Origin of the sequence: Cohnella sp. GCM10012308, from assembly GCF_042649185.1 — a bacterium.
Lineage (GTDB): Bacteria > Bacillota > Bacilli > Paenibacillales > Paenibacillaceae > Cohnella.
On record NZ_JBHRYU010000017.1, the window covers coordinates 65,162 to 80,079 of the forward strand.

The following is a 14,918-nucleotide window of genomic DNA, read 5'->3' on the forward strand; positions in this document are numbered from 1 at the left end:
TCATACCTGCCCCGATCTCTATAATCAACATAACGGTCTTATAACGCTAGCTAAAAGGAGCGAAGAGCGATGAGAATCGAATGGACGAACGAGGCAGCCTCTGCGCTGCAAGCGAAGTTCGACCCGCCGGTCCGAGTCTGGAAGCTGGTATCGGACAACGAAGGCTGCGGCTGCGCCGTGAACGGCGTGCCGTTTTTATGGGCGGTCGACGAGCCGGCCCCGGGCGACCTTCGCGCGGACAGCGAGCCGGTCGAGCTTTGGTACGAGCCGCGCCATGCGGTTTATTTCGATGAAGTTCTGCGCGTCTCCTATAATAGCGCGACCCGAAGCTTCAAGCTGTCCAGCGTCGGCCAGATCTACACGAACGCGCTGGGCACCGTCGATTTGAGAACTTCCGCAAGCACTCATACTCGCTGACAGGAGCCATTAGAGATGACCAAATTGGAAGAAGTGCTGAGCTACAACCGAGAGTTCGTCGCCAACAGCGAATACGAAAAGTACACCAACAACAATGCGCCCGACCGGCGTCTTGTCGTCGTCACTTGCATGGACACGCGTCTGACGGAGCTGCTGCCGAAGGCGCTCAACATCCGCAACGGCGACGCCAAGATCATCAAAAACGCTGGCGCCATCATCACCGCGCCGTTCGGCAATATTATGCGCAGCGTCATCGTCGCGCTCTACGAGCTCAAGGGCGACGAAGTGATGATCATCGGCCATAAAGATTGCGGCATGACGGGCATCGATCCGAAGGTCGTCGTCGGCCATATGATGAAGCGCGGCATCCGTCAGGACACGATCCGCATGCTGCACAATTCCGGCGTCGACTTCAACCGTTGGCTGACCGGCTTCGAAAACGTCAAGAGCAGCGTGGAAAACAGCGTCGAAATCGTCCGCAACCATCCGCTGCTCCCGCCGGGCACGCCGGTTCACGGTCTCATCATCGACCCCGTGACGGGCGAGCTCGAGCTGGTGACCGACGGCTACGATTTTCTGTCGGCCCAGCACGACGCAAGCGCCCTGATCGACTAATCGGCGCCTCCTTGTTTCCGGTCCTTTTGCCGGCTGCGGATCGAGGCTTCTCTTGCTTCGACGACTTCCGTGCGGTCCCTCGCGAGATGGCGGTGGACGACGCTCTCGTCCGCCAGCTGTCCGGGGGACAGCCACGCAGCGCCCAGCGCTTCGGCCCGGCTTACGGCGGCCTCCAACAGCTCGCGGTCCGCAATCGGAAGGTTGAAGTCGTCGTAGACGACGTTATGTCCGTCCATCCAGCGCTCTCTTCTGCGGGCCAGCATTTGCTTCAACCGCCGGCCGTCCAGGCCGAGCTCGTCCATGCGGTCCGGCTCGATCTCTGATTCGGCCTTCGCGAGCAGCTTAATGGCTCCGCTGCCATTGCCCCTGCGCGCATGGTACTGCATGACCGCGATCCGGATCAGCACCAGCCAGCTGCCTTCATAGGCGGCTTCTTTTTTTTCCTTCCAATATTCCTCCATAATTTCGTGACACTCAAAATAATCGCGGGTGCCGTGATATTGCGCTAAATAATGTACGAACGGCTCGGGAATCGGGAATAATGACATCATGTCGGCTGAGCGCTCCTTCCTTCCATGCAAGTTCCAAAGTTCCGATAGCAACTAGCATACGAAAAAACGCGAAAAAATGAAACCGCTCGCGATTTTCACCGTATTACTGAACGCATCTTATTCACACAGGAGGAATCGCAACGTATGTGGAAAAAATTGTTGCTCGTGTTCACGCTATTCGCGTTCACGGCGGCTGTCGTCATTCCTGCCGACGCAGCGGACGCCGCTCGCAAGGGATTCAGCTCCAGCAAGCGTTCGTTCACGAAGACGCCGGCCAAGGCGCAGGACAACGTATCCAGCAGCACGAACAAAAGTTCCGGAACGACGGCGGGGGCCGGCGCAACGACGCCTAAGCGCGGATTCACGAGCGGTGGCGGCTTCATGAAAGGCCTGATGATCGGCGGTATCGCCGGCATGCTGTTCGGCGGCATGTTCGGCGGCATGGGCTTCTTTGGAGACATTCTGGGCCTGCTCGTCAATCTCGCCGCGATCTTCTTCGTCATCGTCCTGATCATGGGCATCGTGAACTCCTTGCGTCGTCGCAGACAGCATCAGCCGCAAGGTCCTAACGATCCCAACCGACGCTGGTAATCCGCTATGAGGCTGACCACGGACGAGATCGTAAATGCCGTATGCTTGCATACGTCGGAGCGGCAGCAGGTCCCCGTCGCTTCCGTTGAAGTCGAGCTCTTCTGGGACGACGAGCAAGGCTTCACCGCCGAGATGTGGGTCGAGGGACGAAGCCGCTACCTGATCGAAGCCAATCTCAAGGAAGCGATCGTACGGTACATGCTGTCCGAGTACGGACGCCGCGTGTATCCCTCCTCCATCACGATGGTGGCGGACGAGGAGCTTGAGGAAATATTCGCGGACGTCATCGAAGAATAACGCTCCATGCAGAAGGGCCGGCGGTCATTGACCGCCGGCCCTTCTGTCGTCTGCGTCAGGCTCTCAGCTTGCTGTCGCGCAGCGGCTCGAAGAAGCTGCGTTCGATCTCGCGGGCCGGAATCGGCTTGCTGAAGTAGTAGCCTTGAATCTCTCTGCAGGATTGAGCGCGAAGAATATCGAGCTGCTCCTTGGTCTCGATGCCCTCCGCGATGATGTCGAGCTTGAGATGCTCGGCCATCGAGATGATCGTCGCGACGATCGCCCGGTCGCTCTCGCTCACCGTGATGTCGCGGATGAAGGACCGGTCGATCTTCAGCTTGTGGATCGGGAAATGCTTCAGATAGCTGAGCGAGCTGTAGCCTGTCCCGAAATCGTCCAGACTGATGCGTACGCCGAGCGCGCTGAGACGGTTCAGAATCGCCGTCGACACTTCCACGTCCATCATCATGCTTTCGGTAATTTCCAAGTCGAGATACTGCGGATCTAGCCCCGATTCGGACAAGATGTTCGCGATGTGCTCGTCCAGATTGGACTGATAAAACTGCTGCGAGGACAGGTTGACGGACACCGGCACGAGCGGCCCGCCGGCCAAATGCCATTCGCGCATCTGACGGCATGCTTCTCGGAGCACCCAGTCGCCGAGCGGGCCGACGAGCGCGATCTCTTCGGCAAGCGGAATGAACACGCCGGGAGAGATCATGCCCTTCTGCGGGTGATTCCAGCGTACGAGCGCCTCCACGCCGATCATGACCCCGTCCGAGGAACGCACCTGCGGCTGGTAAAAGAGCTCGAGCTCGTTGCGCGGCAGCGCCTGCCTGAAGTCGCGCTCGAGTTCAAGCTTTTCGGTCAGCTTGTCGTTCAGCTCGGGCTGGTAAAAGCGGAAACCGTTTTTACCCTGCTTCTTAATCTCGTACATGGCCAGATCCGCATGCCGGAGCAGCTGGTCGGGCTGTTCGCCGTGCTCCGGACAGACGGCGATGCCGATGCTCGCAGTCACGTAGTAATCCTGGTGATGCAGCGGATAAGGACGCTGAATCTGGTGGACGATCTCCTCCGCCATCTCGGACAGCGCCTCCCTGCTGCAGGTATCCATGACGAGGATCGCGAACTCGTCGCCGCCGAGCCGCGCAAGCTCCGCGCCGCTGCCCTCGAGCGCCTGCAAGATCCGCTCCGATACGTCCTTCAGGAACTGGTCGCCGTATTGATGCCCGAGCGAATCGTTGATCAGCTTGAAGCGGTCGATATCGAGCACCATGACGGCGAAGCAGCTGCGGTTGGTGCCGAGCTCCGACGCGGTCGCGGCCAATCGCTCCTGCCATTTGCGGCGGTTCGGAAGGCCCGTAAGGTCGTCTTCGTACGCCATTTTCCGGATATGTTCTTCCTTGGATTTGTCCTCGGTCACGTCGCGCAGCTTCATATACATGCCGACGGCGCCGTCGCCGGAGCGGACGGTCGCGATCGAGACCCTCAGGCTCAGCTCTTCGCCCTTGGCGTTCACGATGGTCGACTCGTACTGCTGGCGCTTGCCGTCCTTGGCCAGCACGAGAATATGCTCCAGCTCCTCCGAGCGTTCGGAAACGGCGACGCGCAGCAGCTCCTCGAGCGGCATTCCGATGAGCGTGGCTTGCTGCACGCCGACGATACGCTCCGCCGACGGATTAAGCCCCGTAATTTTCCGGTCGAGGCTGAGCGTAATGATACCGTCGGTCATGCTGTCGTAGATCGCCTTGTACCAATTCTGGCTCTCTTCGATCCGCCGCTGCTTGGCGGCGAAACGCTTGGCGATGACGATACCCGCGAGCGACAGCCCCAGCGTCAGCAGCGTACCGACGACGACGCCGTAAGCCATCATCCGCTGGTTCGAAAACATGCCCATACTGCCGTGCATGCTCGCATGGTCCATCTCGAAGGCGGCCGCGCTCATGCCCGTATAGTGCATGCCCGCTACGGCTGCGCCCATAATCAGCCCGCTCGCCAGCTTTTTGCGGATCGCGTAGCGTTTCTGCTGACGGTGGTAGACGAAGGCGAGCCACAACGCCGCGACGGACGCAAGCAGAGCGATGACAACCGACAACGTCACGATGGTCGGCGAATAAACAATCGGCATCTTCATCGCATCCATGCCGATGTAGTGCATGGCGCATATGCCCGCGGCCAGCGACACGCCCGCCGCCAGGAGGCGACGGTAGCCCAATTGAGGCTTGGCCGCTAGAAATAGCGCGACGAAGCAGCCTGCGATTGCGGCGGCAGCCGAGACGACGACGAGCAAGCTGTCGTACTTGACGGCCATCGGCAGGCGCAGGGCGAGCATCCCGACAAAGTGCATCGACCAGATGCCCATGCCCATGATCGCCGCGCTGAAGCCGATCCACAGCGTTTTGTAACCGGAGCTTGCGGTGCTGATGCGGCCTGCGAGGTCGAGCGTCGTATAGGAAGCGAGAACGGCGATCAAATAAGAGAGCAAGACGAGTAAGAGATCATAGGATCCGTGCGTGTGTGTCATGGCGGTCCTCCTAGCCAAATCCTGCGCTGTACGCTAGCGTCGCGCTTTTACCCATTATACGTGGAATCGACGCATAGTACACCCAATTCTTGGCGCAAATCATCATAATTCATCGATATTTGTCGATCTGGCGGTGAGGGCTATGCGATTAGTCACAAAAAAAGCCGCTCGCGATCGCGAACGGCTCCCACTTCGTTATAGCTTCTATTACCAGGCATAAGCGCGCGGCGCTTCCCCGGGTCCCGGGAAAATCTCGTCGAGGCGCTTCAGCGTCTCCTCGCCAAGCTCGATGTCGACGACGCGCAGCGCGCCCTCGAGCTGCTCCATCGTGCGAGGTCCGATGATCGGCGCGGTCATCGCCGGATGCGCCAGCGTCCAGGCCAGCGCCAGATTCGCTTCGGATTCGCCCAGCTCCGCCGCAAGCTTGGCAAACGCTTCGAGCTGCGGACGATACTTTTCCACGCGCGTCTGGTCGCTGGCACGCTTCGAGCCCGGCGCCGGATTGAGCGCATGTCCGCTCAGCAGACCTCCGTCCAGCGGACTCCAGGCGATGACGCCGATTCCGTGCTCGTGCGCGGCCGGCAGCACCTCAAGCTCGGGAAGGCGCGTGATCAGGCTGAATTTGTGCTGCTCGGACACAAGGCCGAGCATGCCCTTCGATTTTGCTTCGTATTGGGCTTTTACAAGATCGCGGCCCGCGAAATTGCTCGAGCCCACGTATCCGATCTTGCCTTGATATTGGGCGATGCGGAAAGCCTCCCACAGCTCGTCCCAAGAAACGTTGCGATCGACGTGATGCATCTGGTAGAGCTCGATATGATCCGTCTGCAGCCGGCGCAGCGAGCCTTCGAGGTGGCGGCGCAGCTTGTATGACGACAAACCGGCTTGGCCGTTAGGACCGTCGTGCGCGTCGCTCATATCGCCATAGAACTTGGTCGCCAGCACGACGCGCTCTCTCCGTCCTCCGCCTTGCGCGAACCAGCGTCCGATAATTTCCTCGGTGCGGCCCGCATTTTCGCCCCAACCGTAAATATTCGCCGTATCGAAGAAGTTGATGCCAGCGTCAAGCGCGGCGTCCATCATCCGGAACGCGTCCTTCTCGTCCGTATCTACGCCGAAGTTCATCGTCCCGAGGCACAGCTTGCTGACTTTAAGGCCCGATTTTCCCAGTTGACTGAATTTCACTAGCGAATCTCCTCCTCGAAATGAATTCCTCTCTATTGTAACCGATCATATAACAGTTAGGCTAATCCCGTCCGGTTCGCAGCGTCTGTAAACGCCATCCAGCTGCATAATTGCGCGGGACGGGTAAACATTAACAGAAACGGAGGTGCAGCCATGATTATCACATACACGCTCATGTTCATTTTATTGATCGTCGCCGTCGGATGGCTGATGTTCCGCGCAAGAGACCTGAAACGAAAATCGGACAGGCGATAGCGGCCCGTCTTCGACAGACGCGCAAACAGCCCCCGCAAGCGAAGCGGCAGCTTCGCCTGCGAGGGCTGCATTCAATAAAAACTATTGCGCGGCAAACGTAATGTGCTTAAGAGACCGCCTTGCTCGCCCTTTTGCAGCCTTCCCGCTGGCAGCTTGCGTAGGTGCCCGTGAATTCGAGACGGTGGTCCGTCACGAGAAATCCGTATTCCCGCGCGAGACGCTGCTCCAGCTCTCCAAGCCAATCCTCCTTGATCTCCTTCAAGCGTCCGCAAACGGTACAGATCAGATGATGGTGCATGTGCGCATTCTCGTCGCTTCTGAGGTCGAATCGTGCAACGCCGTCGCCGAAGTTCATTTTCTCCACGATATGAAGCTCGGCCAGAAGCTCCAGCGTACGATACACAGTCGCAAGGCCGATGTCCGGATGCACTTCGCGCACGAGCATGAACACTTCTTCCGCGCTCAGATGATCCTGCTCGTATTCGAGCAATATGCGCACCGTCGCCTCGCGTTGCGATGTCAGCTTATAACCTTTGCTGAGCAGCTGCTTATTTATTTTAGTCAATTGATCTTCGAGTACCGTCATCGGGATTGCCCCCTTCGTCCGCATAACGCTCTTTTCGCCATGCAGATTATAATGATTCTAATCTATTATAACCGAAGACGATGATAAAAGAAATCACCGCGTTTTATTGAAAACGCTTGACATGATACATATTGTATCATACAGTTATAAACAAATAGTCCACTATATATAGCAAGGAGATATCGCGATGAGCATGGGTGACCGTCTACGCCAGCTTCGCCTCGAACGCCATTTGTCACAGGAGGAAGTGGCTCGCCAGGTCGGCATTACGAGATCTGCGTACAGCCATTACGAGATCAACAACCGTCATCCCGTTTACGAAACGCTCATCAAGCTGGCGCATTATTTTAACGTTTCTTTGGATTACATCATCGGCGGCGCTGGCACGAAGCGTAACGAGCATTCGGCCGAGCCGCAGGAGCACAAGATCCTCGAGCTGTTCAAATCCATGGATCAGGAGCAGCGTCAGCAGTCGATCGGCCTCCTTCTCGGCATTGTCGAGGGCGACCGGAAAAAGCCCGCTAGGTCCGTCGCCAAAAGCAAATCGTAGCGGCAGCCAGCGCGCACAGCCCGCCCACGCAGAAGCCGGCGCAGACGTCCGACAAATAATGGACGCCGAAGTAAATCCGACTCCAGCCGGTCGCCGCTATAAGCAACACGGCGAGTGCGCAGACGGCGATTTTCCAGAAGTGCCCGCGCAATTCAAGCCATCCAAGCAGGATCCACCAGCCGTACAAAGCGGCTGCGATCGTCGCGTTACCGCTCGGATATCCGTAGCCGTCATGCGCAATGCCCCATGCGTCGTCAGGACGCTCGTAGCCGAACGCGGACTTGAGTGCCGTCTGCAGGACGTATGCGATCAAGACGACGCCGACGAACGAGACGGCGATTTTCCAGGAGCGCAGCCGCCACCAGCACGCAGCGGACAGCAAGGCGACCGCGGCGATGCCGGCCGAACTGCCCATGTCGTTTATCGCCCGCCACAAGCTCGTCCAGCCGGACTCTCGGATATCCGCAGCAGCATCTGCAGCAAACCTGTCCCACCCGGCATAGCCGCCGGCCCTCAAGGACGTGATCGTCGCGAACAGCAGCGCCATTAAGGCGACCGCGATTAAGATCGTTCTTTTTTGCGCGTTGTTAAGTGTCATTGCCCTTCCTCCGTATTCATTCGTTTGGCGATCGGCAGCGTGATTACGAATTCGCTTCCGCCTTCCGGCCGAATGCGCGCTTCGATCCGGCCGCCGTGCGTCTCCACGATCTCGCGAACGATAGCGAGGCCAAGCCCGCTGCCGCCGGACGAACCGTTTCTCGACTTGTCGTTTTGGTAAAATCGTTCGAAGAGCTTCGGCAGGTCCTCGGGCGTAATGCCCGCGCCGTTGTCCAACACCGCGATCTCCGCTTCGTACGGTCTCGCGCCCCGTCTCGCTTCGATGCGAATCTCGCCTCCGCGGGGCGTCGCCTGGATGGCGTTATAGATCAGATTGGACATAACCCGGTCCATTCTTCGCTCGTCGATCTTCAGGTTGACGCTCTCCGTTCCCGGCCCTTCCGTCCGGCAGACAAACGCGATTCCTTTGGTGAGCAGCTCCATGCCGTAGTTCTCCGCGAGGCGGTCGACCCATGCGGGCAGCGGCACGAGCTCATAGGACATTTGGGCTTGTCGAGCCTCGAGCATGGACAGGTCGAACAGGTCCCGGATCAGCTCGTTTAGGCCCTCCGCTTTTTTGAGCATGGCGCCGATGACCGCGTCCCGCTGGCCCGGATCGGAGATCACGCCGTCCCGCAGCGCCTCCAGATAGCCTTGAATAAGCGTCATCGGGGTGCGGAGGTCATGCGAAATATTGCTCACGAGCTGCCGTCTCGACTGCTCCGCGGCGCGCAGCGCTTCCGTCCGCTCCTCGATGCGCGCTTCGAGCTGGCCGTTCCATCTGCGCAGCTCCGCCGACAGCTGCTCGGCCTTGGCGAACGTCCTGGAGAACCGTAGCGAAATGAGAAACGAATTCATGACGACAAGGAACAGCAGCCCGAACGGAACCATATCGGGCGCGCGCCACCAGCCGTTGTAAAAAAAGATGTCGCTGAGCACGGTGCCGACGAGTCCGGCCACGCCGATCAGCGAAAGGGCCGCCCCCTCGCGGCCCCGGATCAACGCAACGATAAGCAAGTAAAGCGACGCGACGCTTAAAACGACGACGAATGCCTGGTAGAGCAGGATCAGCGAGCTTGACCGAAGCAGCGGCAATCCCCAGGTGAGCGCCATTAATACGCCTGCGCCCGCGCAGGCGGCAAAGGTCCAACTGCGCGTAATCTCCTTGCTGTAAGTCCGGCGAAAGTACGCGAAGCCGCAAAGCGCGCTCAGCACGAAAAAGCTGTATTCGAGGCGGCCGGCCGCCGTCCACGTCAACTCCGGCACCAATCGGGGCAGCAGGCCTTCTCCGATAACGCTCATCCGTCCGGCGACGCAGATGCAGAGCATCGCGAACAACAGATTGTCCAGCTCTTTCCGACGAAGGGCGTACAGCCCGATATGATAGATGCCGATCATGAGCAAGCTGCCGAGCACGACGAACTCCCTGGCTTCATGCCCGAAGGCAATGCTTTTGACCTGCTCGGGCGTGCCGAGCACGAGCGCGCTGCGGATGCCGCCAGTCCGGTGGTGAAAGTTCGCCAGCTCCAGCTCCAGCGTGACCGAAGCGCCGGCTGGGTGGAAAAACACCGTATCCGGCATTTGGTAAGGCGTCGTCAAAGCCTTGGTCGCTCCGGTTACGCCCTTCGATCCGACGAGCGCGCCGTCGACATACAGCGCATAGGCCGTCGATAAATTCGGCAGGCGGATGCCAAGCATGGGATTATTGGCAGGCAAATTCCGAAGCGCCAGACGGTAGGTGCCGTAGCCTTGGCTGGGCAGCAGGTCCCCGTTGCCGTCCGGAAGCCCGCCCCAAATGCCCGGGACGCGAATCGTCCGGTCGTACCCCGCACCTGGTCGTAGCGACTCCCGGGAAAAGCGCCATTCTCCCGCCAGCGGAACCGTTCCGCTTTTCTCGAAGGAATAGCCGTTCAGATCGATGATGCCGTCCTTCGCGACAGGCTTGCCGCCCGGATCTCCTCCTCCTAGCGAGAGCCCGCCGGCCAACCCTGCGAGCGCCATCGCGAAGACGAAGACAAGCAGCGCTCCCTGTCCCCGCCTCATTTTTATCGCCTTCATTTTCCGATCGCTCCTGCCTTGAAACATTGTCCTCATCGTAAACGCGCATTGCTTATGCGTCAACGCTTTAAGTATAATAAGGTACAGCCGAACGTTGACATGGCATGGGAGGGAATTACCTTGAGCAAACCGATTGGCACCGTTCTCGTCGTCGACGACGAGCGCGAGATCACCGAACTGATCGGGTTGTTCCTGACTAAAGAAGGCTTCGCGGTGCACGCCGCAGAGGGCGGACAAGACGCGCTGCGGATCGCGGAGGCGCTAAGCCCGGATCTCGTCATTCTCGACGTGTCTCTCGGCGACATGGACGGCATCGAGGTGTGCAGGCGGCTGCGCGAAGGCGGCTGCGCGGACGTCCCCATCCTCTTTCTCAGCTGCAAGAGCGAGGATGCGGACATCGTCCTGGGTCTGTCCGAAGGCGGCGACGATTATATTACCAAGCCGTTCAGTCCGAGGCAGCTCGTCGCCCGCGTGCAAGCCCATATCCGCCGCAGGCGCCAGCGCGAGCGGCCGCAAGCGGACGAGCAGTACGGCTTGATGGCGTACGGCAGCCTTGCGATCGATCCCGGCCGGTTCGAGGTCCGGCGGGACGGCGAGACGGTACCGCTGTCCGCCAAGGAGTTCGAGCTGCTGTGCGTCCTCGCGCGCCAGCCCAACCGGATCTTCGCGATGAACGAGCTGTACCGGCTCGTCTGGCACACGGACAGCATGGGCGATACCCGGACGCTGATGGTGCACATCAGCAATCTGCGCAAGAAGATCGAGCCCGATCCGTCCAAGCCGGTATACATCCACACGGTTCGCGGCTTCGGCTATCGCTTCCTGGCGGAATGCCAGTCGTTCCCGGACGCGCGCTGACGATTAATTCGAATAGTAAAGGAAGTTAAACGGAACATGAGAATGGCTACCGACTGGCAAGACTACGAACTCATCGACACCGGCGCGGGGGACAAGCTGGAGCGCTGGGGGGACGTGATCCTAAGGCGTCCCGACCCGCAGATCATCTGGCCGCTCGCCAAGGAAGCCGCCGATTGGCAGCGTCCGGACGGCCACTACTTCCGCAGCTCCTCCGGCGGCGGCCAATGGCAGTTTAACAAGCAGCTGCCCGAGCGCTGGACGATCTCCTACGGCCCGCTCCGCTTCCATATTAAGCCGACCAGCTTCAAGCACACGGGGCTCTTCCCCGAGCAGGCGGTCAACTGGAGCTGGATGATGAAGCGGATCAAGGAAGCCGGCAGGCCGATCCGCGTGCTTAATCTGTTCGCTTATACCGGCGGAGCGACCGTCGCAGCGGCTGCCGCAGGCGCCGAAGTGTGCCATGTCGACGCAGCCAAGGGAATGGTTCAATGGGCCAAGGAAAACGCGGCCCTCTCCGGCCTCGAATCCGCCCCCGTCCGCTACATTACGGACGACGTATTCAAGTTCGTACAGCGCGAGCAGCGCCGCGGCAAGCAATACGACGCCATCATCATGGATCCTCCCTCCTACGGCCGCGGCCCCGGCGGCGAGACCTGGAAGCTTGAGGACAACCTGTATCCGTTCCTCGAGGAGTGCAAGAGCATCCTATCCGACAACCCGCTGTTCGTGCTCGTCAACTCGTACACGACCGGCCTCTCGCCGACCGTGCTGCACAATCTGCTGCACATGTCCATCGGCCGACGTCACGGCGGCAAGATCGATTGCGGCGAGATCGGCCTGCCGATCACGCGCAGCGGCCTGACATTGCCTTGCGGCATATACGGTCGTTGGGAAAGCGCGGAATAAACGATAAAAAGCCGAAAAACCGCCCCTAGCCATAGGCAAGGGCGGTTTTCGGCTTTTTAAAAGCTCGTTTTGGCGGCGGACCATAGCTTCGTTTGGCCGTGCTCCATCGTCCACCGTCTGCCTTCCGGAAGCCCCAGCCGTTCCCATTCGGCGTTCAGCCGATCCAGCGCCTCCCTGGGCGTGTCGTCGGCCAGCCGGAATGCTCCGTAATGCATCGGTACGAAATAGCGCGCGCCGACGTCCGCAAAAGTCCGTAATGCTTCTTCGGGCGTCATATGCGAGCCCCCCATGAACCATTCCGGTTCATAAGCCCCGATCGGGATGAGCGCGACGCGGATGTCTCCGTACTTCTCGCCGATCCGGCGGAAGGTGCCGTCGTAGCCGCTGTCGCCGGCAAAATACAGGCAGTCCGAATCATGGCGCATCACCCAGCCGCCCCAATGCGATGAATTGGTGTCCCATGGCGTCCGCCTCGTCCAATGCTTGGCCGGCACGAAGCCGAACGTTACGTCGCCGACGCGCGTTTCGGACCACCAAGAGAGTTCTTGGACACGCTCGAAGCCCTTGCGCCGGAACCATCCGGCCAGACCTTCAGGCACGAGTACGACAAAATCGCCGGGCAGTCGGCGCAGACTGCCCAAGTGAAGGTGGTCGTAATGCGCATGAGAAAGGACGACGACGTCGATCGGCGGCAGCGAGCCGATCGGCAGACCCGGAGGCGACAGCCGCGGAGCGAAACCCATACGCGACGCCCAAACCGGGTCCGTCACGATATTAAGTCCGCCGAGCTGGACGAGAAAGGTCGAATGACCGACGAACGTCACGGTCGGCTCGCTGCGGTTCGCGGTAAGCAAGGCCAGATCCGGATCGGCGCGGGACACGACAAATGACAAATCTTTCTTTTTCGACCGGCGTTCCTTTTGCCACTGGCGCAGCTCCGCAAAGGATTTAACGTTCGACGAGCCGTCGGCATTTTCGTACTTTTTTACCATCGTATCTCGATGCTCCTTTTGGACGCGTCCTACTTTTATACTATTGTAGCAATCACGACGGCAACGTGCATAGTCGAGAGGAAATTTGTCCGTCATCGTTAACAAAGACCGGCAAGGAAAATCTCCCTGACGGTCTCTTTAGTAGCTTGGCTTATGACGAAAACTTGATGTTTTTCGGAAATCCGTTCGACGGCTCATCCGTCAACCGTTCCGATGGGCCGCCGAGTATTGTCGCCAGCGTCGTTCTTTTACCGTATCGCCTGCAAATCTACATCTATTTAAGCCGATGGCACCCCTTTTTAACCGACTAGATGCAAATATGGTTACTACTTAGGAACACCTTGGCGACTCATACGCATGACTGGCCGAAGTTGTTCCTACTTAGAAACTTCCAAACTTCCATAAGCCAGGTCGGCCGGGATATGTTCCTACTTAGAAATACCAAGGCGCCTCACACGCAAGGCCGGCCAAATTTGTTCCAGCTTAGGAACACCCAGACGCTTTATAAGAATCTTTTCATAAAGTGTCGTGCATCGACACTGAACACATGTACAAATGCAGGGTTTCGCACACTCTGCATTCGAAATGCACCTGTACGCCCAAAGTGCGCTTACCTGTCCACGAATCGCCGCCCATTTTTACTTGCTGATCTTTCAAAAAAGACGGCGCCTAATCGGCACCGTCCCGAATTGAACGCCGGCCATTCCCTGCGCTCGCGGGTCAATCAATTTTTCGCTTGCTTGACGCGTTCCGCAAGCTGCATCAGATCCATCCCTTTTAAGGCGCCCTCGATGAGCTCCGGCAATTTGTCGGGGGAGCAGCCGAAGCAGGGAATGCCATATTGGGAGAGCTTGCGGGCGACGTCCTCGTCATAAGACGGCGCGCCGTCGTCCGAGAGCGCGAGCAGGCACATCGTCCTCACGCCGGATTCGTGCATGTCGCGCAGCCTGCGGATCATCTCCGTCCGATTGCCGCCTTCATAAAGATCGGAAATGAGCAGGAACAAGGTTTTTTTCGGCTCGGTTACGAAGGATTCGCAATAGGCAACCGACTTGTTGATGTCGGTGCCGCCGCCCAGTTGAATGCCGAACAGCAGATCGACGGGATCGTTCGCGCACGCCTCGCTCAGGTCGACGACTTCGGTATCGAACGCGACGACGCGCGTCTCGAGCGAAGGCATGCTGGCGAAGATGGAGCCTGTGATGGACGCATAGATAACGGAATTCGCCATCGAGCCGCTTTGGTCGATATCGAGAATGACCGTCCATTCCTTGCTTTTGCGCGCGCGGTCGAAGAAATATACCTTTTCGGGTATGAGCAACCGGCGCTCGACGTCGTAATGCTTCAAATTGGCGCGAATCGTCTTGTCCCAGTCGAGTCCCGTCAGCGAGGGCAGCGGAGAATGGCGCCTTTTGTTCAGCGAACCGGTCACCGCGCGGGTCAATTCCTGGGCCATCCGCCTGACGATCTCGTCCACGACTTCCCGCACGAGCGTCCGCGCCGTTTCCTTCGTCCGCTCCGGGATTTGCCCGCGCAGCGACATCAGCGTCGCCACCATGCCGATGTCCGGCTTCACCTGGGAGAGCAGCTCGGGCTCGAACAGCAGCTTGGTCAGCCCCTTGCGGTGTACGGCATCCGCTTGAATGACGGACACGATATCCGACGGAAAAAAGGACCGAACGTCTCCCAGCCATTTCGCCAGTCTGGGCGCAGAGGCGCCGAGGCCGGCCGACCTCGGACCGCCGCCCGCCGTACCGGAACCCGGACCCGCTCCGCCGACTTCCCCTGACGTGCCGTCATAGATCGCGGCGAGCGCCTCGTCCATCAAGCGGCTCTCTTCGTCAAGCCGCGCGCCGCCGCCCGACGCGCCGCCTGCGGCTTCCAGCTTCTCCTCGGCAGCCGCGCCCAAGATCAGGCGCCACCGCTTCACTTGATCCGCATCCATCGTCGTCATCGG

15 protein-coding genes are annotated in these 14,918 nt (G+C 59.3%); 7 read left to right on the forward strand and 8 right to left on the reverse strand.

Going from position 1 to position 14,918, the window contains the following annotated elements:
- Positions 1-69: 69 nt before the first annotated feature.
- Together ACFOTD_RS18600 and ACFOTD_RS18605 are read left to right on the forward strand one after the other, a co-directional pair.
- Positions 70-417, forward strand: a complete 348-nt coding sequence (locus tag ACFOTD_RS18600) for an iron-sulfur cluster biosynthesis family protein (protein WP_378121361.1) — start codon at positions 70-72, stop codon at positions 415-417.
- Between the two features lie 15 nt (positions 418-432).
- Positions 433-1,032: a beta-class carbonic anhydrase gene (locus tag ACFOTD_RS18605; RefSeq protein WP_378121363.1), complete on the forward strand. Its 600-nt coding sequence runs from the start codon at positions 433-435 to the stop codon at positions 1,030-1,032.
- Here the strand turns inward: ACFOTD_RS18605 and ACFOTD_RS18610 are convergent.
- Positions 1,029-1,583, reverse strand: a complete 555-nt coding sequence (locus ACFOTD_RS18610; RefSeq protein ID WP_378121365.1) for a DUF309 domain-containing protein — start codon at positions 1,581-1,583, stop codon at positions 1,029-1,031. The two genes, ACFOTD_RS18605 and ACFOTD_RS18610, sit on opposite strands and share 4 nt — an antisense overlap.
- 144 nt (positions 1,584-1,727) lie before the next feature.
- Between ACFOTD_RS18610 and ACFOTD_RS18615 the strand changes: the two genes are divergently transcribed.
- A complete protein-coding gene (locus ACFOTD_RS18615; protein ID WP_378121367.1) occupies positions 1,728-2,174 on the forward strand; it encodes a hypothetical protein in 447 nt (148 codons plus the stop codon).
- Between the two features lie 6 nt (positions 2,175-2,180).
- Positions 2,181-2,471 carry a DUF2653 family protein gene (locus ACFOTD_RS18620; RefSeq protein WP_378121368.1) on the forward strand — a complete coding sequence of 97 codons (291 nt, stop codon included), beginning with the start codon at positions 2,181-2,183 and terminating at the stop codon, positions 2,469-2,471.
- A gap of 55 nt (positions 2,472-2,526) precedes the next feature.
- Here the strand turns inward: ACFOTD_RS18620 and ACFOTD_RS18625 are convergent, their stop codons facing one another.
- From ACFOTD_RS18625 to fur, 3 genes are all read right to left on the reverse strand, one after another.
- Complete coding sequence (locus ACFOTD_RS18625; protein WP_378121370.1) at positions 2,527-4,974, reverse strand: EAL domain-containing protein; 2,448 nt, start codon at positions 4,972-4,974, stop codon at positions 2,527-2,529.
- 207 nt (positions 4,975-5,181) lie between these two features.
- The gene (locus tag ACFOTD_RS18630) at positions 5,182-6,159 is read right to left on the reverse strand and encodes an aldo/keto reductase (protein WP_378121372.1); all 978 of its coding nucleotides are present in this window, start codon (positions 6,157-6,159) and stop codon (positions 5,182-5,184) included.
- 361 nt (positions 6,160-6,520) lie between these two features.
- Positions 6,521-7,000, reverse strand: coding sequence for a ferric iron uptake transcriptional regulator (fur, locus tag ACFOTD_RS18635; protein WP_378121374.1), 480 nt, complete (start codon positions 6,998-7,000; stop codon positions 6,521-6,523).
- Between the two features lie 187 nt (positions 7,001-7,187).
- Here fur and ACFOTD_RS18640 point away from each other — a divergent pair, with 187 nt between their 5' ends.
- The gene (locus ACFOTD_RS18640; protein ID WP_378121375.1) at positions 7,188-7,550 is read left to right on the forward strand and encodes a helix-turn-helix domain-containing protein; all 363 of its coding nucleotides are present in this window, start codon (positions 7,188-7,190) and stop codon (positions 7,548-7,550) included.
- Here ACFOTD_RS18640 and ACFOTD_RS18645 read toward each other — a convergent pair.
- Positions 7,522-8,148 (reverse strand): phosphatase PAP2 family protein, encoded by a 627-nt coding sequence (locus ACFOTD_RS18645; RefSeq protein WP_378121377.1) that lies wholly within the window; start codon positions 8,146-8,148, stop codon positions 7,522-7,524. The two genes, ACFOTD_RS18640 and ACFOTD_RS18645, sit on opposite strands and share 29 nt — an antisense overlap.
- Positions 8,145-10,205 carry a sensor histidine kinase gene (locus tag ACFOTD_RS18650; RefSeq protein ID WP_378121379.1) on the reverse strand — a complete coding sequence of 687 codons (2,061 nt, stop codon included), beginning with the start codon at positions 10,203-10,205 and terminating at the stop codon, positions 8,145-8,147. Before ACFOTD_RS18650 ends, ACFOTD_RS18645 begins: the two co-directional genes overlap by 4 nt.
- A 120-nt stretch (positions 10,206-10,325) precedes the next feature.
- Between ACFOTD_RS18650 and ACFOTD_RS18655 the strand changes: the two genes are divergently transcribed.
- Positions 10,326-11,063, forward strand: a complete 738-nt coding sequence (locus ACFOTD_RS18655) for a response regulator transcription factor (RefSeq protein WP_378121381.1) — start codon at positions 10,326-10,328, stop codon at positions 11,061-11,063.
- 36 nt (positions 11,064-11,099) lie between these two features.
- The gene (locus ACFOTD_RS18660; protein ID WP_378121383.1) at positions 11,100-11,969 is read left to right on the forward strand and encodes a class I SAM-dependent methyltransferase; all 870 of its coding nucleotides are present in this window, start codon (positions 11,100-11,102) and stop codon (positions 11,967-11,969) included.
- A 56-nt stretch (positions 11,970-12,025) separates the two neighbouring features.
- Here ACFOTD_RS18660 and ACFOTD_RS18665 read toward each other — a convergent pair whose 3' ends face one another.
- Positions 12,026-12,961, reverse strand: coding sequence for an MBL fold metallo-hydrolase (locus ACFOTD_RS18665; RefSeq protein WP_378121384.1), 936 nt, complete (start codon positions 12,959-12,961; stop codon positions 12,026-12,028).
- Between the two features lie 724 nt (positions 12,962-13,685).
- Complete coding sequence (locus ACFOTD_RS18670) at positions 13,686-14,915, reverse strand: VWA domain-containing protein (protein WP_378121386.1); 1,230 nt, start codon at positions 14,913-14,915, stop codon at positions 13,686-13,688.
- Positions 14,916-14,918: the final 3 nt, after the last annotated feature.